At 54.2% G+C, this 19308-nt stretch carries 13 protein-coding genes; 11 read left to right on the top strand and 2 right to left on the bottom strand.

Going from position 1 to position 19308, the window contains the following annotated elements; genetic code table 11:
- The first annotated feature begins 11 nt into the window (after positions 1-11).
- The 9 genes from DXB92_RS08170 (at position 12) to DXB92_RS08210 (ending at position 13748) form a co-directional block, all read left to right on the top strand.
- Positions 12-899, top strand: coding sequence for a carbohydrate ABC transporter permease (locus tag DXB92_RS08170; protein ID WP_181976978.1), 888 nt, complete (start codon positions 12-14; stop codon positions 897-899).
- A 16-nt stretch (positions 900-915) separates the two neighbouring features.
- A complete protein-coding gene (locus tag DXB92_RS08175) occupies positions 916-2427 on the top strand; it encodes a hypothetical protein (protein ID WP_117733487.1) in 1512 nt (503 codons plus the stop codon).
- 7 nt (positions 2428-2434) lie between these two features.
- Positions 2435-3064 (top strand): Yip1 family protein, encoded by a 630-nt coding sequence (locus DXB92_RS08180; protein ID WP_021683487.1) that lies wholly within the window; start codon positions 2435-2437, stop codon positions 3062-3064.
- A 19-nt stretch (positions 3065-3083) separates the two neighbouring features.
- On the top strand, positions 3084-5885 hold the full coding sequence (locus DXB92_RS08185) for a DUF5696 domain-containing protein (protein ID WP_117733488.1): 2802 nt from the start codon (positions 3084-3086) through the stop codon (positions 5883-5885).
- Positions 5882-6775, top strand: a complete 894-nt coding sequence (locus DXB92_RS08190) for a sugar ABC transporter permease (RefSeq protein ID WP_021683485.1) — start codon at positions 5882-5884, stop codon at positions 6773-6775. The genes DXB92_RS08185 and DXB92_RS08190 overlap by 4 nt, the downstream gene beginning before the upstream one ends.
- A 15-nt stretch (positions 6776-6790) precedes the next feature.
- Positions 6791-7819: a carbohydrate ABC transporter permease gene (locus DXB92_RS08195; protein WP_117733489.1), complete on the top strand. Its 1029-nt coding sequence runs from the start codon at positions 6791-6793 to the stop codon at positions 7817-7819.
- A gap of 1170 nt (positions 7820-8989) precedes the next feature.
- On the top strand, positions 8990-9937 hold the full coding sequence (locus DXB92_RS08200; protein ID WP_117733490.1) for a dipicolinate synthase subunit DpsA: 948 nt from the start codon (positions 8990-8992) through the stop codon (positions 9935-9937).
- A gap of 229 nt (positions 9938-10166) precedes the next feature.
- On the top strand, positions 10167-12887 hold the full coding sequence (locus DXB92_RS08205; protein WP_117733491.1) for a hypothetical protein: 2721 nt from the start codon (positions 10167-10169) through the stop codon (positions 12885-12887).
- 117 nt (positions 12888-13004) lie between these two features.
- Complete coding sequence (locus DXB92_RS08210; protein WP_117733492.1) at positions 13005-13748, top strand: LPXTG cell wall anchor domain-containing protein; 744 nt, start codon at positions 13005-13007, stop codon at positions 13746-13748.
- Positions 13749-13842: 94 nt separating this feature from the next.
- Here the strand turns inward: DXB92_RS08210 and DXB92_RS08215 are convergent, their stop codons facing one another.
- Positions 13843-15321, bottom strand: a complete 1479-nt coding sequence (locus DXB92_RS08215; RefSeq protein WP_181976981.1) for a recombinase family protein — start codon at positions 15319-15321, stop codon at positions 13843-13845.
- A 152-nt stretch (positions 15322-15473) separates the two neighbouring features.
- Between DXB92_RS08215 and DXB92_RS08220 the strand changes: the two genes are divergently transcribed.
- A complete protein-coding gene (locus DXB92_RS08220; protein WP_021681155.1) occupies positions 15474-16055 on the top strand; it encodes a dipicolinate synthase subunit B in 582 nt (193 codons plus the stop codon).
- Between the two features lie 324 nt (positions 16056-16379).
- On the top strand, positions 16380-17318 hold the full coding sequence (locus tag DXB92_RS08225) for an AEC family transporter (RefSeq protein ID WP_021681156.1): 939 nt from the start codon (positions 16380-16382) through the stop codon (positions 17316-17318).
- 904 nt (positions 17319-18222) lie between these two features.
- On the opposite strand, the gene DXB92_RS08230 is transcribed toward DXB92_RS08225, so the two are convergent.
- Positions 18223-19305 carry an FkbM family methyltransferase gene (locus DXB92_RS08230; protein WP_117733494.1) on the bottom strand — a complete coding sequence of 361 codons (1083 nt, stop codon included), beginning with the start codon at positions 19303-19305 and terminating at the stop codon, positions 18223-18225.
- Positions 19306-19308 lie beyond the last annotated feature (3 nt).

Below are 19308 nucleotides of genomic sequence, written 5' to 3' on the forward strand. Positions count from 1 at the left end.
GGGGGTGCAGTATGGCAAAAAAAGAAAAGGTATACGGCACACACCTGAAGGTTTCCACCAAGCGTGCCGGACATAAGATCGGCGGCACTGTCGGCATTTTCGTCTTTCTGCTGGTGCTGGCACTGTTCATGGCACTGCCCATTTATCTGGCAGTGGTCATGTCCCTGAAGCCGGTGCAGGAACTGTTCGTGTTCCCGCCGAAGCTGTACGTCATCGATCCCACGCTGTCCAACTACAGTGCTATGTTCCGGCTCTGTTCCGACTTGTGGGTGCCGTTCTCCCGTTATGTATTCAACAGCGTCTTTGTTACCATATCCGTTACCGTGTGTCAGGTGGTATTCTCCGCAATGGCGGCGTTCTGTCTGGCAAAGGTACGCTTCCCCGGTGCCAAGGCGATCAACGCGATCATCGTCGTTGCTCTGCTGTATCAGAGTAACGTCATCTACATCATGCAGTATATGGTCATGGCAAAAATGGGCATGATCGATACCTACTGGGCACTGATCCTGCCCTCTGTCGCTGCCCCCATGAACCTGTTCCTGATGCGGCAGTCCATGACGCAGGTGCCCGATGCCATGATCGAAGCGGCAAAGGTAGACGGAGCAGATATGTTCCGCATCTGCTGGCAGGTGGTCATGCCGAACCAGAAGCCGGCACTGATGACTGTCATCATCTTCTCGTTCCAGGCGGCTTGGAACATTCAGGGTGGCACGCTGGTGTTCAGCGAATCCCTGAAAACGCTGCCCACCGTGGTACAGCAGGCAGCATCTGCCGGTCTGGCGAGAGCCGGCGTGGCAATGGCAGCCGCCGTGTTCATGCTGGTGCCGCCGATCGTCATCTTTATGCTGGCACAGCGGCAGGTCATCGAAACCATGGCACATTCCGGAATCAAGGACTAAAGGGAGGGTGAAGACTTTGCAGAAAAAGGCAAATCATCTGGCGGCGGCGTGTCTGTCCGTGCTGACGCTGACGGCGGTGATCGGCATGCCGGCAGTTTCGGCGGAACATTACAACGTCTATAACTACGACCGCTGGGACGAAGCGACACCGTCACAGGCAGGCTATGCGGCACAGCGTGCTGTCAGCGGTCTGGATCTGGGCTGCGGTGCGTTCAATACCCCCTCCGATCTGTTTCGGGACTGGGAAGACCGCTTTTACATTGCGGACAGCGGCAACAACCGCATCGTTGTCACAGACAGCGGCTTTTCCAAGGCGACCAGAATCTATGACAAGCTGAAAACCGTGGACGGCGAAACCACACTGAAAGATCCCGAGGGCATCTATGTGTCCCGGGAAACCCAGTGCATGTACATCGCAGACACCGGAAATTCCCGTCTGCTGGTGTGTGATCTGGACGGCAATGTGCAGCTGGAACTGACACGACCGGACTCCACATTATATGAAAACGAAACCTTTAAGCCCCAGAAAGTCGTTGTGGACAAGGCGGGCAATATCTACATGGTGCTGAACAATATCACCAACGGCTCTGCCATGTTCAATAGTGACGGCGAATTTCAGGGCTATTTCGGTGCCAACTCCGTGGACGCTACTGCGGAAGTGGTGGCGAACTACTTCTGGAACATGATCGCCACCGACGAAATGCGGGCGAATTCCTCCCGTAACGTGGCGGCAGGCATCACCAGTTTTGACATTGACGATGAGGGCTTCATCTACACCGTCACACAGTCCTCCTCCTCCGAGGCGGATCGTGTGAAAAAGGTCAACCCTGCCGGCTATAACCTGTTCTCCGTGCTGGAGGCGACATTCGGCGATCTGAACTCTGTTTATGATTCCACCGCCAATGAGAACTACACCACCCAGATGGTGGACATCGATATTGACGACATGGGACGCATCAACTGTCTGGATCTGGAAACCGGACGGGTGTTCCAGTACGATGAGGACGGCAGCCTGCTGTTCATTCTGGGTACCACAGCCGACCAGCTGGGCGGCTTTTCCATGAAAGTTTCCGCGGTGGAAACCATGGGCAAGAACATCTATGTTTCGGATGCCATGAAGAATACCGTTACCATTTTCACCGAAACCGAGTTCGGGGGCATTGTGCACAATGCCGTGGCTCTGTACAACGCCGGCTATTATGCTGAGGCACTGGAGCCGTGGCGGGAGGTGCTCAAGCGGGACGGCAATTACCAGATGGCGTATATCGGCATCTCGTCGGCACTCTATAATGAGGGCAACTATAAAGAGGCAATGAAATATGCCAAGCTGGCACAGTCCCGCAATTTGTACGATAAGGCGTTTGAGGGCTATCGCTCTGAATGGCTGAATCAGAACTTCACATGGATCATTCTGGTGGTCGTGGTGCTGATCGCCGCGGCAGTGTTCTTCCACTTCCGCAACAAAAAGAAGAAAAAGAACCAGCCGAAGAATCTGATCGAAATGCTGCACGAGGGAGAGGAGGAGTGATGCTGCTATGATGGATCTGACACAAAAGCAATGGGTCAAGCACAGTGTGTTCCACCCGTTTGAGGGCTTTGAGGATCTGCGTTGGAAAAAGGGCGGTTCCGTCCTGTATGCCAGCATTGTGATCCTGCTCTGGTTCGTGGCGAAGATTTTGCATGACAATCTGGTGGGCTATCAGTTTGCCGTCACCAACACCAAGATGTTCAGCATTGTCCCGTATATCGTCCAGACGATTGCGGTATTTCTGGTGTTCGTCATCGGCAACTGGTCGATCTGTACCCTGCTGGACGGCGAGGGCACGATCAAGAAAATCTATATCTACAGTGCCTATTCAATGATCCCCTACGTTGCCGGACTGTATATCCGGACGCTCCTGTCCCATGTACTGATTCAGGACGAAGTCATCTTTATTACTTGCGTCACGGTAATCAGTACTGCATGGTCTGTGCTCCTGATGTTCAACGCCATTAAGGCGGTGCATCAGTATTCGATCAGCAAGACCATTCTGGCACTGCTGCTCACCTTTGTGGCAATGCTGATTATTCTGATCCTGCTGGTGCTGCTGGTGGCACTGTTCCAGCAGGTATACGTATTTGTTTCTTCCGTCTACACGGAGATCACATACCGCGTGAGAGTATAGAAAGGACGGTGGAACCAATATGAAGAACTGGAAAAAATGGGCTGCCGGCATCTGTGCTCTGAGCCTTTGCATGACGGCAGTTTCCCTGCCGGCGGCGGCGGAGGGCGAGGACGACATTGCCCTCATTTCCGACACCTCGGAGGAGATGCCGGCGGCAGACGGTACAGCCGATGCCGATACGGCAGACGACACCGCCGAAGAAGCGACCCGTTCCGAATCGCTGGAGGAAATTGCGATTACGGCGGAACAGGTCACCCAGTACATGCAGAAGAAGAATTCCTGCGACGGCATCACTTTCTACTACCGTCCGGAGGACTATGAGGATACCATTTCCGACGAGGACGTGGCAGATCTGCTGGACGACATCGAACTGGCAGGCATTGACGATGCCACCGGCGAGGTGGTCTGCACACTGGAAGAAGACAGCGACAACAGCGACTTCGTGGTATTCCTAAGTCCGGAAAGCCGCTGGCTGGTGTACATGGATCCGGAATACAGCAAGGTCACAATGGTTCGCCAGATCGTTTCTTCTCTGGATAACGAATTGCTGTTCCGTTCCCGCGACAACCGGACACTGGAATTGTACAACAAGGACTACGACGAAGTAGAACGCAGCTACACCACAGACGGTGCTGCCAAGGACGGCAAAGTCACCTATACCAACGAGGACGGCTGGCAGGTCGTACTGGCGGACACTTATGATGCGGTGATCTCCTCGGCACGGTTTGTCACGGAAAATGACAAGCTGGCACTGTACGTGGACGACGACACCGCCGTGATCGGACTGTACGACAAGGCAAAAGACAAGATGTGGTGGTCTACTCCTGAAAATGTGGGACACGACAAGACTGCCACCAATACCATTGTAGAGGACTTGTCCTCCTCGCTGAAAATGATCTACGGCGAACCCGATGCCCGCAGCACTACCAACATGCGTTCCAAGGGCGATGCGAAGATCAAGGTCAAGGACAAGAGCAGCGGTGTGAAGATCACCTATTCGTTCAAGAAAGCAGGCATTACCGTGCCGGTGACTTACACGCTGGAAGATGACTATCTGGAGGCGAAGATCGACACCGCCGACATCGAGGAGGACGACACCTCCGAAACCGGCAAGCTGACCACTTCCCTCTCCATGCTCAGCAGCTTCGGGGCGGCTTCTTCTACTGATGAGGGCTACTTCGTCATTCCCGACGGCAGCGGTGCTCTGATCCGCTTCAACAACGGCAAAAAGACCGCGAAATCTTATACCGGCTATGTGTATGGCTCCGATGTGACTGAGGTTCCCCTGACAGAACCGGCAGTGACAGAGCAGGTTTCCCTGCCCATGTACGGCATCGTCAACGGCGATAACGCTATGATGGTAGTCTGCACCGAGGGTGACTCCAACGCCAAGCTGACTGCAAGCGTCAGCGGACAGTCCAAGAGCAGCTTCAACGTCTGCGGTTTCGACTTCACGGTGCGGGATTCGGATACCTATTATATGTCCGGCGACAACGGCACGGCACTGACCGTGTTCGAGGACGGCGACATGAAAACCGACACGCTGGCAGTGCGGTACTACCCCCTGGAAACCGAGGACACACCGGACTATACCGATGTGGCGGCGGCATACCGGAACTACCTCACCGAAGAAGCCGGCGTGACCAATACCGTGGAGAACACGGACCCGTCTTTGTACCTCAACTTCTACGGCGGTACGAAAAAGGAAAAATCCGTGCTGGGAATTCCCGTAAGCATGAAAACGGCTCTCACCAGCTTCCAGCAGGCAGAGGAAATTCTGCAAAACCTGTCGGACGGCGGTGCCGAGAACATGAAGGTGCAGTACTACAACTGGACCAACGCCGGCATTTCCGGCAAGGTGGACATCAAGGCAAAGGCTGCCGGCTGTCTGGGCGGAAACGGCGACTGGAACGACCTGCAAAGCTATGCCGCGTCCAACGGCGTGACCATTTATCCGGTATCGGAAAATGAAACGTTCCGTTCCGGCAGCGGGTTCTATACATTTCAGGATACCGCCGTCCGCATCTCCGGCTCCTATGCCCGCATCTATGATTACAATCTGGCATACGGTACCCAGAGTACTGTGAACAAGCCTCTGTCCCTGCTCTCGCCGTCTGCCTTTTCGGAGGTTGCCGAGAAGCTTACCGGCAGCCTGCAAAAGAAAGACCTGAACACCCTTTCGCTGGGCAGCCTGACCACTGCTCTTTACGGGGACTACGGCAAGCAGGCGATCTCACGAGATGCTGCCCAGCAGCTGCTGGAGGACGCATATCAGCAGATCACCGATGCAGACATTTCCCTGCTGGCGAACGGAGCCAATGCCTACGCTCTGCCCTATGTGCAGGAGATCACAGACGTGCCGCTGCAATCCAGCGGATTCGATGTGTTCGACGAGGACATTCCGTTCTACCAGATGGTAATGCATGGAGTGAAATCCTACGGCACCAGTGCGGTGAATGCTTCGGCAACACCGGAAGAAACCGTGCTTCTCGCCATTGCCTCCGGCAGCAGCCTGCACTTTGACATGATCGGCGAAGAAACCAGTACGCTGAAAGATACGGTACTGGACGGGCTCTATTATGCCAGTGCGGAAAGCTGGACAGACTACGCCGCACAGAGCTATGCATTCTCCAAGGCGGTGCTCTCCGGACTGGGTGACCAGACCATCACCGGCTATGAGAGAAAGGGCGATGTCATCACCACCACCTATGAAAACGGCACGGTGGTAGAAACCGATCTGGCGAAACAGATCGTCACTGTAGACGGCACGGCATACGCCATGGCGGACTATGTGGAGGAAGGGAGCTGGAACGAAGCATGAAAATGGCATATGAAAAACGAAAAAGCATGTACGGCTACTGCTTTATTGCTCTGTGGTTCGTGGGTGCACTGATTTTCTTCCTGATCCCTGTGGTGGAGTCACTGCTCTATTCCTTTCAGGAGATCACGCCGGACACCGGCGGCATGGTCGGCAGCTGGGTCGGCATGGACAACTATAACTACGCGTTCAACGTGGACCCGAACTACCGCCAGTATCTGGTGAAGGTGCTGAAGGACACTGCGTGGAAAACCCCGCTGATTCTGGTGTTCTCCCTGTTCGTGGCAGTCATTCTGAATCAGAAGTTCAAGGGACGGACATTCTCCCGTGCCGTGTTCTTCCTGCCGGTCATCATTGCCACCGGTCCGGTGTATAACATTATCAACGGCAACCTGCAAAGCACCGGCAACAGCGATGCCAGCCAGTTTTCCACCATGTTTTCCACAGACCTGCTTGGCGAACTCATGGAATTCCTCGGCATCTACGGCATTTCCGACAGCATGCAGACCACCATTGAAATGGTATCGGACAACATTTTCGGCATCGTGTGGAACTCCGGTATCCAGATCCTGATCTTCCTTGCGGCACTGCAAAACATTCCGGTTTCCGCCAAGGAGGCAGCCCAGATGGAGGGTGCCACCGCGTGGGAATACTTCTGGAAGATCACGCTCCCCTATGTCAGCCCCATGATCCTCGCCTGCTTTATCTTCACCATTATCGACTCGTTTACCGATCCGAACAACGTGGTCATGGGACGAATCCTCGATTTGCAGAGCGACTGGCAGTACGGACCGGCTTCGGCAATGGCGTGGGTATACTTCGCTATCGTGCTGGCGGCGGTGGGGATCATTACCGCGATTCTGAACAAGTTCATCTATTATGAAGTAGACTAAAAGGAGATGTCAGTTATGGAAACAACAAAAAACAAGCCGCTGGCATCCCCGAAAGAGGATACGCTGGTGGGCAACGGTATGAGCAAGCGGGAGGCCCGGAAGATCCGCATGCAGAGCATGAACAAATCCGAGATCGCCTATATGCGGCGGAAACGGGTGTTCGATGCGGTGTGGCCGTTTTTCCGGTTCTTCATTCTGTTCGGACTTTGCTTCGTCATTCTCTATCCGCTGATCTACATGATCAGCTGTGCATTCCGCGATTCTGCGGACATGAGTGACCCGACAGTCATGTGGATCCCCCGTCACCTGACGCTCAATGTCATCAAGGAAACCGCAGATGTCATGGACATCTGGAACACCCTGAAAACCACGCTTCTGCTGAACGTCGGCTGCTCGCTGGTGCAGGTGGCTTCCTGTGCACTGGCAGGCTATGGCTTCGCCCGCTTTAAGTTCAAGGGCAAGGGCATTCTGTTCGGCATCGTCGTCATGATGATTCTGGTGCCGCCGCAGATCATCTCCATTCCCCAGTATATGCTGTTCCGGCATTTTGGTATCGGCAGCCTGACAGTGAACCTGATCAACACCAAGCTGTGTATGTACCTGCCGGCGGCAATGGGCAACGGCATTCGTGCCGGTCTGATGATCTTCATCTTCCGCCAGTTCTTCAAGGGACTGCCCAAGGAGCTGGAAGATGCGGCATATCTGGACGGCTGCGGACCGCTTCGCACTTTTGTGCAGGTCATGATCCCCAATGCTTCGTCTTCGTTCCTGACCGTATTCCTGTTCTCCGTGGTCTGGTACTGGAATGACTACTATGTCAGCTCCACATTCTTCACCAAGAACCAGACCATTGCCCTGATGCTGAAGAACCTGAGCACCCTGCTTTCCCAGCAGCTGTTCAATAACGCAGATGTCAGCCCCAGAGAGCAGATCGTCTGGATGGAAGCTGGCTGCCTGATCGCGATTCTGCCGATTCTGGTTATGTACACATTCCTCCAGAAGTATTTCACCGAGGGTATCGAACGCTCCGGTCTGGTCGGATAACGACACAACAATTGCACATGTTTCAAAGCACTCTCCTGTTGGAGGGTGCTTTTTGTGGTGGAAAAGGGTACAAAAAAGAAAAAGTAGGGGGCGATGCCCACATCGCTCCGCCGAAACAGCATCTGCGAAGTGTACTTTCTAGTGCAGTCGTGTCGAAACCGTCCGGCGGAAATCGCTCGTTGCCCTCGCTGTCCGCCTGTGGCTTGCCAACGCCGGTTGTTGCCCTTGCCGGTATTTGTGATGTTGATATTCAGGTGTTTTCTGGTATAGGTGGGTAACTTTATTTTGTATGGCGTTTGCAAGTCTGCTGTTATAAGCCTCCCTTGAAAGGGGTGGAGGGGTTCACTCGTGAAGTGTACTTTCTAGTGCGGCCACACCGAAACCGTCCGGCGGAATTTGCTCGTTACACTCGCTGTCCGCCTGTGGCTTGCCAACGCCGATTGTTGCCCTTGCCTGTATTTGTGACGTTGATATTCAGGTGTTTTCTGGTATAGGTGGGTAACTTTATTTCATACGGCGTTTGCAAGTTTATCTGTTTATCGTCTTTCATGTACAACCGATTTCACAAGGAGTTACGCTTCTTTTTTTCTTTGCTGAAAAGAAAAAAAGAAGCAAAAAAAGAAAAGAGTTCGCGTTCCACCTGTACTGTAAGATTCCAATATCACCCGAAGATTACACAAGAAACTGTCACAATAGATTCTCATCAACAAAACTCCCCCGGCGGGGCATACAGGCGGCTGCCGCCGCCGTAACACTACCCTTTTCACAGTTGAAATTGGGGCGTAGGGTCAGCGGCGACTCGCCGCAATCCCCCGGCGGGGCGAACAGGCGGCTTGTCCGCCGTAACACTACCCTTTTCACAGTTGAAATTGGGGCGTAAGGTCAGCGGTGACCCGCCGCGGGCGTAGGGTCAGCAGCGACTCGCCGCTCGCCGCACTTCTTTTTCGCTTTTTGCATACGTTAAGAACAGGAGTTTGTGTATTTGCACAACTTTCTGACATTTGGTGCTGTGATGATGCACTGCCTGCCTCCGACGTGCAATTCGCCGGGCAGACAGTGCTTTCCACAGGTTTTCCACAGGGAAAGAAGTTAATAAGTTGAAAATCTGTTGAAAACTAAGTCGATCCCCCTGTGGAAAACCCTGATTTTCAGCAAGCGGAGGAAACGTGTATGAAATCCGACAAAGTCATTCTTGTCGCAGGCGGTGACCTGCGGCAGCAGTATGCGGCACAGCGGCTCCGGCAGAAAACCGGTGCGGCGGTCTGGACGGTGGGACTGCCGGCACAGCCGAACCTGCACTTCGCCGAAACACCGGCAGATGTTCCGGCGTATGACGTGCTGGTACTGCCTGTCCTTGCGGGCAGCAGCGGGGAAACCGTGCCGGCTCCATTCGGAACATCTCCCCTGTCGCTGCCCGAACTGGCGGCACAGGGAAAACCTGCGGCACTGGTCGCCGGCGGCGGTTGCTCCGGCGTGGCACATTGGTTCGAAACTGCCGGCATGACTGTGACCGACTACCTCCGGCGGGAGGAACTGTGCCTCGCAAATGCCGTCCCCACTGCGGAGGGGGCGATCCGGATCGCCATGGAAGAAACTGCCTGCACCCTGCACGGGGCATCGGCACTGGTGGTGGGCTATGGCAGGATCGGCATGGCACTGGCTCCGCGGCTGCGGGCGTTGGGCATGCAGACGGAGATCTGTGCCCGTCGCTGTGAAACCCGTGCACTGGCACAGATGCAGGGCTTTTCCGCCGTGCCGGTGTCCGCTCTCGCCCAAAGGGCAGCGGCGGCGGACGTGATCTTCAACACGGTGCCGGTGTTGCTGCTGTCTGAAACGGTGTTGAAAGCCCTGCCGCCGGAAACACTGGTGATCGACCTCGCTTCCCGCCCCGGCGGAACCGACTTCGATGCGGCAAAACGGCTGGGCATCCGCGTGGTGTGGGCATTGGCCCTGCCGCCGGAAGTGCGGCGTTGCCACATTCCGGAAAAGGCAGTTTCTGCGGAATTCCATAGAAAAAATGTTGAAAAGTCGGTGGAAAGTGTGTTGAATTCGGAAAAACGGCTTCGAAATTGTGAAAAAGCGACAAAAACGGGGATAATATCCAGCAAAGAATTTTAAAAAAAATCGGGCTTTGGGCTTGACACGGGCACAATAATATGTTAAAATACGTATGTAAATTGTTTACGAGGGCTTTTTTATAGGACCTTGTAGACATAAGAACAATTGCCGCAGCGTGCGTTTCCGGCAGATGAAGCGGGATTACCGGAAGCGAATGCGTCTGATGCGGGCGGTGGAACACCACCTGTGCGGACGGCAATCAATTTAATTAAAAGAGAGGTAATAAGAAATGAAGAAGACATTTAACAGACTTCTTGCTGCAACTGTCGCAATTCCGGTTGCACTGGGTCAGGTTCTTGCAATTTCTGCAAACGCTGCGGAAGCTCCTGCAGCACTGAAAGTTACAGCTGACAAGCTGCTGAAGGTGGAACCGGCTACTGGTTTCCCGGAAACTGTTAGTGCAGATGCAGACACTATTACTTACACTGTAGAGTCCGATTGGAACACTACTCTGGCAAAGCAGCTGAACACAGAAACTTCCAACAAGACTGTGACTGTGGACGCAAAGAAGTTTGTCGCAGGCATCAACTCCGCAAACTACTATGTAGAACTCCTGAAGAAGGCAGTAAACGCATCTGAAAATCCGACCGCTACGGTAAAGGATGGCGTGGTTACCATTTCCGGTACTGCTGATTTCAGTGCTGCAACAGACAAGCTGGCTGAAAAGCTGGACACTCTGGACGGCTATGAAGGTTTCACTCTGGATACTTCCATTCTGACTGGTGTTGCTTACACTGCAACCATCAAGACAGATTTCGCAAACAGCAAGAGCGTTGACGCTGATCTGAGCTTCACCGCAAACGGCAAAACCTATGGCGTAAGCACAGCAACTGAGTATGCAAACGATGTATACACCAATCTGGCTGGTCAGGTAACTGCTGCTGTAGACCAGAAGGTCAAGGAACTGGCTGCTAAATACAACATGACCGAAGATGAAGTTCGTGCAAATGCTGACTTCGACATCGCTGGTGATGTTGCTGCTCTGAAGGCAGAAACTGACAAGCTGTCTGCTGACATTGCAAAGGCACAGAAGAAGTACAATTCTTTCAAGAATCTGACAAAGGCTGCAAAGAGCTATGATTCCGCAGACGCTGCTCTGGCTGCTGCTGTAAATTATCTGGCAAAGAACGTTGCAGCTGCTGCAAATCAGCCGAAGACAGTTGACGGCATGGTTGCAAAGTATGGTGCAAACTTCGATAACGGCGTTGCATCTGTAAACAGTAGCCTGAAGGACGCTGGCGTAAACGTAGAGATCGCTGTTTCCTCTGCTGATGTTGCTGCTCTGCTGAAGAGTGCAACAAAGGTAACCATTGGTGCAGCAGCTGGCACTTACACTGCTGAACTGGAAATCACTGATGCTGAAAAGGCTGAAGTAGAAAAGTACGTAGAAGAACAGGTTGCAGAAAAGCTGCCGGAAAAGACCGTTGTTTCTGTTGACACCGTAAAGACCGTAACGGTTTCCGGTGCAGCTGACGGCGTTGCTGCTTTCGATGTAACTCGTGACGTAACCGTTGTTCTGAAGGACAAGGATACTACAACTACTACAACAACTACCACTGGCGACAGCGGCACAACGACTACCGATGCAAGCGGTGCAACCACTGATGTCAGCGGTGCAACTACCGATGTCAGCGGTGCAACCACTGATGTCAGCGGTGCAACTACCGATGTCAGCGGTGCAACCACTGATGTCAGCGGTGCAACTACCGATGTCAGCGGTGCAACCACCGATGTCAGCGGTGCAACTACCGATGTCAGCGGTGCAACCACCGATGTCAGCGGTGCAACTACCGATGTCAGCGGTGCAACCACCGATGTCAGCGGTGCAACTACCGATGTCAGCGGTGCAACCACCGATGTCAGCGGTGCAACTACCGATGTCAGCGGTGCAACCACCGATGTCAGCGGTGCAACTACCGATGTCAGCGGTGCAACCACCGATGTCAGCGGTGCAACTACCGATGTCAGCGGTGCAACCACCGATGTCAGCGGTGCAACTACCGATGTCAGCGGTGCAACCACCGATGTCAGCGGTGCAACTACCGATGTCAGCGGTGCAACCACCGATGTCAGCGGTGCAACTACCGATGTCAGCGGTGCAACCACCGATGTCAGCGGTGCAACTACCGATGTCAGCGGTGCAACCACCGATGTCAGCGGTGCAACTACCGATGTCAGCGGTGCAACCACCGATGTCAGCGGTGCAACTACCGATGTAAGTGGCGATACCACTGATGTCAGCAGCGAAACCACTACTGTAAGCGGCGATACCACGACTGACGGCAGTGAAACTACTACCGACGGCAGCGGCACAACTACAGAAACTCTGCCGACCGGTGTTTCTTCTGTAGAAGTAAAGACTGTTGACGCTGAAACTGCTGAAAACATCTACCTGTCCGATGAAGAATCCTTCAATGTGGCTGGTCTGATCGAATCCGTAACTCTGCATCTGGAAAATGGCGAAGATGTTACCGTAGATCCGGCAACTGCAATTGACTTCGAAATGACTCCGGCGGAAGCTTACGAAACTGTAACAGAAAAGACTGCTGGCAAGGTTTACTTTGACGGCGAAGTTGGTCTGAAGTACAAGGGCGAAGAAGATGTTGAGATCACAGATACCGTAAAGGTAGCAGTTGCTCTGAAGGGCGACACTACACTGGACGGCAAGGTTGATGCAACTGACCTGTTCGAAACTGCTTACTATGTTGCCCTGCAGGGTGCTGGTAAGGCTCCGATCTTTGATACCGTAAAGAATGGCACTGCTCTGGAGAGCAAGCTGGCTTATCTGGCATCTGATATTGATACGGAATCCAAGGCAGGCGAAAATACAGAAGATGGAAAGCTGGATGCTACCGACATGCTGTACACTGCAGTATATCAGGCATACAACGGTGCTGGTAACCACATTGACTGGGCAGAAGCTATCAAGATGGCTAACGGCGGTAAGTAAGCTTTTCTAAGATTCACAAACTTTTATCCATTTGCTTGTATATATTAGCGGTGTGAGGTGCATATCGCATCGCTGGTATATCACATATAATTTTATTTTTGAAAGGAAATAGAAACAATGAAGACTACATTGAAAAAGACAATGGCAGCTCTCTCTGCTGCTGCTGTTGTAGCTGCATCTGCAGCTGTTATGGCTGTTCCGACAAGTGCTGCTGGCGTAAGCCTGACTATGGGCAGCAAGACCCTGACTCTGGCTGAACTGAAGGCTGCTAACTATCAGGTAACTCTGCCGATCGGCGTTACCGATAGCATCAACAGTGTTGGCTTCGGTGTAACTCTGGGCGAAGGTCTGACTTATGTTGACCTGGAAGCTTCTGTAAAGAAGGCTACCTGCCTGGCAGCTACTAACGATGCTGGCAACTTTGTATTCGCTCCGTTTGCATATGCAACTGTTCCGCTGAAGGCTGTTAGCGGTCAGATCGCTGCAATCACCGTTGAAGTTAGCAAGGATGCTAAGGCTGGCGACACCTTCACCCTGTCTATCGACGGTAAGGATTCCGACGGCGTAGAAACCTCTTACAAGAACGGCGAAACTGGTGACAGCGGCGTTCCGGGCGGCGGTGCTGGTACTATCACCATCGTTGAAGATCCGACTGAGCCGACCACCGAAGCTACCACAGCAGCTCCGACTGCTACACCGGTAGCTGCTACTACTACCGCTGCTAAGGTTGCTACCGCAACCAAGAAGGCGGCTAAGTCTACTTCTTCTCCGAAGACTGGCGATGCTCTGCCGGTAGCTGGCGTAGCTGTAGCTGTAGCTGTAATCGGTGGCGTAGCACTGGTTGCTAAGAAGAGAAAGTAAGCATTCGCTGCGATAGTAGCAACATGTGTAACTGAATCTACATGCACGTAAGTGCATCGAGAGGGCATCTCCTTCGGGAGGTGCCCTCTTTGTTTTATTGCAAATATACTTCCCCGTATGTCGGAAACAATCGTACCTCCCGCAGGAGCAGTCCAGCGGCATGCCTACGCTGTTCCAAGCTGGCATCTGCCCACCATGCTTCCCAATTTTCTGCGGGCTGTAACGGCGGTTCAGAGGCGTTCTGACGCAGTTCCTGTTCCAGCCGCTGGTGCTCTGTCCCCAGCCGCTGGAGTTCCTCCCGCAGAAATACCGCTGCCGCATGCGGTTCCCCCAGTTCAGCCGCCAGCCGCCGCATTCGCTGTTCCAGCTTTTCCAGAGCCACCGCCGCGGCAGAGGGTTCCGGCTCTGCCGACTGTGCATAGGGCAGCACTGCCGCCGCCTGTTCCGCCAGCACCGGAGCCACTGCCTGTTCCACCGTTTCCGTCCGCAGTCCGGCAATGCCGGTGCAGATGCCCTGCCGTTTGCCGCGGCAGACAAAATAGGTGTAGGCTGCCCCTTTGCCGTTGCTGCGGGCATAGCAGCGTGTGCCGCACAGCCCGCAGACTGCCAGCCCCTGTAGCCACGAGGTGTGTCCTGTGCCGCGGTTGGTGCTGCCGCCGCGTGCATTCAGCCGTTCCTGTACGCTCCGCCAGAGCGTGCCGTCGATGAAGCCCCGGTGCAGTCCGGCGGCAACATGCTCGCCCTTCAGATGCACCAGCTTGGAACCCTGCCGCCGGCTGGGGCTGCCGTAGACCAGATAGCCGTTTCCGCAGCAGTACGCCTCCAACGCATGTGTCAGCACTGCACCTTGCCGTTGCAAAAATACTGCACAGGACAGATCTCCCTGCACATAGACCGGACTTCGCAGCAGCCGGAGCACCGCACTGTTGGACCACCTCGCCCCCTGTCGGGTACGGCTGCCGGCTTGGTTGGCAGCCTGTACCAGCTGTTCCACGTTCTGCCCTGCCACGCCGTATCCGGTGTAAAATGCCTGTACCTGCTGAGCCTCCTCCGGCTGCACTTCCAGCATGGTGGTGGAGTGCCCTCCGTGTGTCACCGGCTTTGCCGTGTAACCGTAAGGCGGCACACCGCCCAGTGCCAGCTGTTGGACGGCTCGGGCGTAGTAATTGTCCCGCACCCGTCCGGCAATGGTTTTCTGCTCCAGTTCCGCGAACATCATCAGCAGATTCAGCAGCATGCCGCCGATCTCCGTCTGGGTGTCGAAGCTTTCCCGCACGGAGTGCAGGGTCACGCCGCGGCGGCGGAATTCCTGCATCATTGCCGCAAAATCGCACAGGGAACGGGAAATTCTGTCCAGCTTATAGACATAGACGCTTTCGATCTGTCCCTGTTCCACCGCCTCCAGCATCTGTTGCAATGCCGGTCGGCGGGTGTTGGTGCCGGAGAAGCCGCGGTCGGTGTAGACCTGCTGAGGCACCGACCGCGGGCAGATGCGGCGGCAGTGCTCCACCTGCATTGCAATGGAAATGGAATCCGGACGTTCCACGGATTGTCGTGCGTAAATCGCGATCATGGTATCCCCTCCCGTACAGGGTATGCGGCTTTTCGTGCAAAATTGCCGGTGACAACGCCGCACCGCCGTTCCGGGGAAAGTTGCACCCATGACCGCAGGAGAGATTATCGCAGACACCATTTGCAATATTCTCGAGGAGAGGAGCGTTGCCCATGAACGACCTGACAGGTGAGCGAATCGGCTTTGTGGTGACCGGTTCGTTCTGTACCTTTTCCGCCGCGTTTGCACAGGCGAAGCTGCTGCGAAAAGCCGGTGCGGAACTGACACCGATTTTCTCGGAGCATGCCGCCGCCATAGATACCCGTTTCGGCACAGCGGCAGAACGGGTTGCCGAATTGGAGGAGATCTGCGGCAAACCGGCGATTCGCAGCATTGCACAGGCAGAGCCGCTTGGCCCCAGGAACCTGCTGGATCTGCTGGTGGTGGCACCCTGTACCGCCAATACCGCCGCAAAGCTGGCGAACGGCATCACGGATACCACAGCGACCATGGCGGTAAAGTCCATGCTCCGGCGGCAGAAACCCATTGTGCTGGCAATCGCCACTAATGATGCACTGCGGGCATCGGCGAAAAATATCGGGCTGCTGCTGAATACGAAGCACTATTACTTTGTGCCCCTGCGGCAGGACGCACCGGCGGAAAAGCCGGCTTCTATGGTGGCGGATTTCACGAAGCTGCCGGAAACGGTGGCTCTTGCACGGGACGGCAAACAGATCCAGCCGATTTTCGGGTAAGCGGAACTGCTGCAAAAATTCTGCGGTACGCCATATTGCCGCCATATTTTTTTCAATGTCATGTGATATACTAGAAAATGGGCGAAGTTCGGACGTTCCGGATTTCGCCTATTTTTAGGGAAACACTGAATAAAGCCCGCCTGACGGCTTTGCACGCAATCTGCTTGCAGATTTTCCGTCATATTGCCCAGAAATCCCTTGCCATACGGCAGTATGCCTGCGGAATTTCTAGGCAATCTGCCAAAAAATCTGACTACACATCTTACGCACAAGCTTTATTCAGTGTTTCCTTAGAGCACACACGTTGTTCTGGGATTGAGGTGTATGGATTTGGCATGGATCATTTTGAAGCAGGCAATTCTCATGCTGCTGCTGAACGTGGTGGGCATCATTGCCTATCGGACAAAAGTCGTGGACAAAAACGGCGGCAGGCAGTTTTCCAACTTTGTATTGGAAATTGTCACGCCGGTGCTGGTGGTGAACGCCTACGCCGACGTGGAGTATGAGTCCCGTCTTGTGGTGAATATGCTCTGGACGTTTCTGCTGGCGGCGGTGTCCTACGTGGTGTTTATTGCGGCAGTGTATCTGCTGGTGCGGCAGAAGCCGGGGCGGGAAACGGAAATCGAACGCTTTTCCGCCATTTACAGCAACTGCGGCTTCATGGGGATTCCGCTGGCGAGTGCGATTCTGGGGAACGAGGGCGTGTTTTATACCACGGCATTCCTGTCGGTGTTCTTCTGCTTTGCGTGGACACACGGCATCATGCTGCTGACAGGGCAGCACGACCGGAAAGCACTGGTGAAGAAGCTGTGCTCTCCCACCATGATCGGTATCGTGATCGGGCTGCTGCTGTTCTTCTTCCGGATTCCGCTGCCGGATCTGCTGGGAAAGACTTTCGGCTATGTGGCAGGGCTGAATACGCCTATGGCAATGGTGGCTTCGGGTATCAGCGTGGCACAGGCAGATCTGTTCCACGCCCTGAAAAATCCGCGGGTGTACTATGTCAGTGCCGTGAAGCTGCTGATCGTGCCGGTGATTCTGGCGGCACTGTTTCTGCCGCTGGGCTTCATTCCGGAGTCTGTCCGTATTGTGGTGCTGGTGCTGATGGCAGCCCCCTCGGCGGCAATGTGCACGCTCCAGTGCCAGAAACACGACATGAACGATGCCTACGCTTCCCACATCTTCGCCGTCACCACGCTGGTGTCCATGCTGACCATGCCCGCGGTGGTGAAGCTGTTTACATGGGCGTTGGAGTTGGTGTGAAGTATAGCCTTTCTTGGAATGTGTAGGGGCGATGCCCACATCGATCCGCGGACTTGCCCGAGGACAGCAATTTTCTAGGGCAGCCACACCGAAACCGTCCGGCGGAATTCGCTCGTTGCCCTCGCTGTCCGCCTGGGGCTTGCCAACGCCGGTTGTTGCCCTTGCCTGTATCGGTAATGTTGGCATTCAGGTGTTTTCCGATGCAGGTTGTCAACTTTATTTTTACGGCGTTTGCAAGTTTGTAATATAGCCTCCCCTGAAAGGGGAGGGGGACCAGCGAAGCTGGTGGAGGGGTTCCTCCGCAAAGCGTAACTTCTAGTGCAGCCATGTCGAAACCGTCCGGCGGAATTCGCTCGTACCTCGCTGTCTGCCTGGGGCTTGCCAACGCCGGTTGTTGCCCTTGCCTGTATCGGTAATGTTGATATTCGATTGTTTTTCTTATGCAAGTGGGTAACTTTATTTCATACGGCGTTTGCAAGTTTATCTGTTTATCGTCTTTCATGTACAACCGATTTCACAAGGAGTTACGCTTCTTTTTTTCTTTACTGAAAAGAAAAAAAGAAGCAAAAAAAGAAAAGAGTTCGCGTTCCACCTGTACTGTAAGATTCCAATATCACCCGAAGATTACACAGAGAATCTTCCACTGATGTAAAATCTTTTGTTTGATGTTGAGAGTTACGTAGGAACCCCTCCACCGCCTAACGGCGGTCCCCCTCCCCTTTCAGGGGAGGCTTTTTTTCACCAACAAAACTCCCCCGGCGGGGCATACAGGCGGCTGCCGCCGCCGTAACACTACCCTTTTCACAGTTGAAATTGGGGCGTAAGGTCAGCGGCGACCCGCCGCAAAAAGCCCTGCACAGGAGATTTGTTCTCCCGTGCAGGGCTTTCGTGTTTTCTGCCGGCTTTATGCCAGCGAATTCTTTTGTGAGGGCACTGCGTATAAATTGGTTTCCCACGCGGGAATATACAGCTGGTGCCGGATATATAAGTCGTAGTTCGGGTTCAGCCGCCGGATCAGCAGCGGCAGAGCAAAGATGTCCTCGTTCCGGTGATAGAGCGAAACCATCAGCTTCGGAGAAAAGTGCGCGATCGTCTGGGAGGCTCCCCAGAGTGCTTCCCGTTCACAGCCCTCCACGTCCATTTTGATCACAGTCGCCGGTCTGCCCTGTAAGATGCTGTCCACAGCACGTGCGTCGATCTCCTGCCCAAAGGCGGAAACTGCCGACTGCCTGCCGGCTTTGGTGGAAAAGGGCACCGTGGTGTCCAGACACCATGCCACCGCATTGTAGGCATAGACAAAGTTCTTGCCGTCCAGATACTTGCACAGCTTCTTGAAGTTTTTCCGGTCTGGCTCTACGGCGTAGATGCGGATATACTTTCCGCGGGTGTACTGGAGCACCTCGTCAATGGTGTCCCCGTTGTATGCCCCCAGATCCACGTAGATCTCGTTGGGTGTCAGCTTGATGATCTTGCGGTAGATCTCCGCCTTGGGCGAAGTCACGTCCATCAGATAGCGGATATTGCCGCTGATGCGGAAGTTGATGATGTTGGCATATACCCGTCGGGATTCGTCGTCCGCCAGCATCTCGTAGACTTCCTCCAGTTCCGCCGCGTGCTCTACGCAGTAATCATAGGTGAACAGTCCGCCCCCTGCTACCGGTACGTCCGGTACAATGAGGGTGTGCCGGCTGTTCAGCTCCACGATCTTGTCCACAAGGGACTGATACCCTGCGGCAAACGCCAGCACGATCACGAAGTCGTCTACCTGGGCTTCGATCTCGGAGAGCTTCCGCACCTTGTAGCCGGCAAAGGAATGCCCGCGTACAAATTCATCGCTTGCAAAAATGCCGGCAAGCGGAATGGACTTTTTCCGAAAGACACGCATGATCTTTTCTGCACCGTCGCCCATGCCGTAGATAAAGATCGGGCGGGTTTCCGCCTGTAGTTTTTCCCACGAGGACTGTTTTTCTGTGATGAAAGAAAGCAATGT

Origin of the sequence: Ruminococcus sp. OM06-36AC (assembly GCF_003438725.1) — a bacterium.
In the GTDB taxonomy this organism is placed as follows: domain Bacteria; phylum Bacillota; class Clostridia; order Oscillospirales; family Ruminococcaceae; genus Ruminococcus_C; species Ruminococcus_C callidus.

Excerpts from the sequence above, each read along its gene's own strand:
- DXB92_RS08170 (WP_181976978.1), top strand. The coding sequence starts at position 12 with ATGGCAAAAAAAGAAAAGGTATACGGCACACACCTGAAGGTTTCCACC.
- DXB92_RS08180 (WP_021683487.1), top strand. The coding sequence starts at position 2,435 with ATGATGGATCTGACACAAAAGCAATGGGTCAAGCACAGTGTGTTCCAC.
- DXB92_RS08185 (WP_117733488.1), top strand. The coding sequence starts at position 3,084 with ATGAAGAACTGGAAAAAATGGGCTGCCGGCATCTGTGCTCTGAGCCTT.
- DXB92_RS08190 (WP_021683485.1), top strand. The coding sequence starts at position 5,882 with ATGAAAATGGCATATGAAAAACGAAAAAGCATGTACGGCTACTGCTTT.
- DXB92_RS08195 (WP_117733489.1), top strand. The coding sequence starts at position 6,791 with ATGGAAACAACAAAAAACAAGCCGCTGGCATCCCCGAAAGAGGATACG.
- DXB92_RS08200 (WP_117733490.1), top strand. The coding sequence starts at position 8,990 with ATGAAATCCGACAAAGTCATTCTTGTCGCAGGCGGTGACCTGCGGCAG.
- DXB92_RS08205 (WP_117733491.1), top strand. The coding sequence starts at position 10,167 with ATGAAGAAGACATTTAACAGACTTCTTGCTGCAACTGTCGCAATTCCG.
- DXB92_RS08210 (WP_117733492.1), top strand. The coding sequence starts at position 13,005 with ATGAAGACTACATTGAAAAAGACAATGGCAGCTCTCTCTGCTGCTGCT.
- DXB92_RS08215 (WP_181976981.1), bottom strand. The coding sequence starts at position 15,321 with ATGATCGCGATTTACGCACGACAATCCGTGGAACGTCCGGATTCCATT.
- DXB92_RS08220 (WP_021681155.1), top strand. The coding sequence starts at position 15,474 with ATGAACGACCTGACAGGTGAGCGAATCGGCTTTGTGGTGACCGGTTCG.
- DXB92_RS08225 (WP_021681156.1), top strand. The coding sequence starts at position 16,380 with ATGGATTTGGCATGGATCATTTTGAAGCAGGCAATTCTCATGCTGCTG.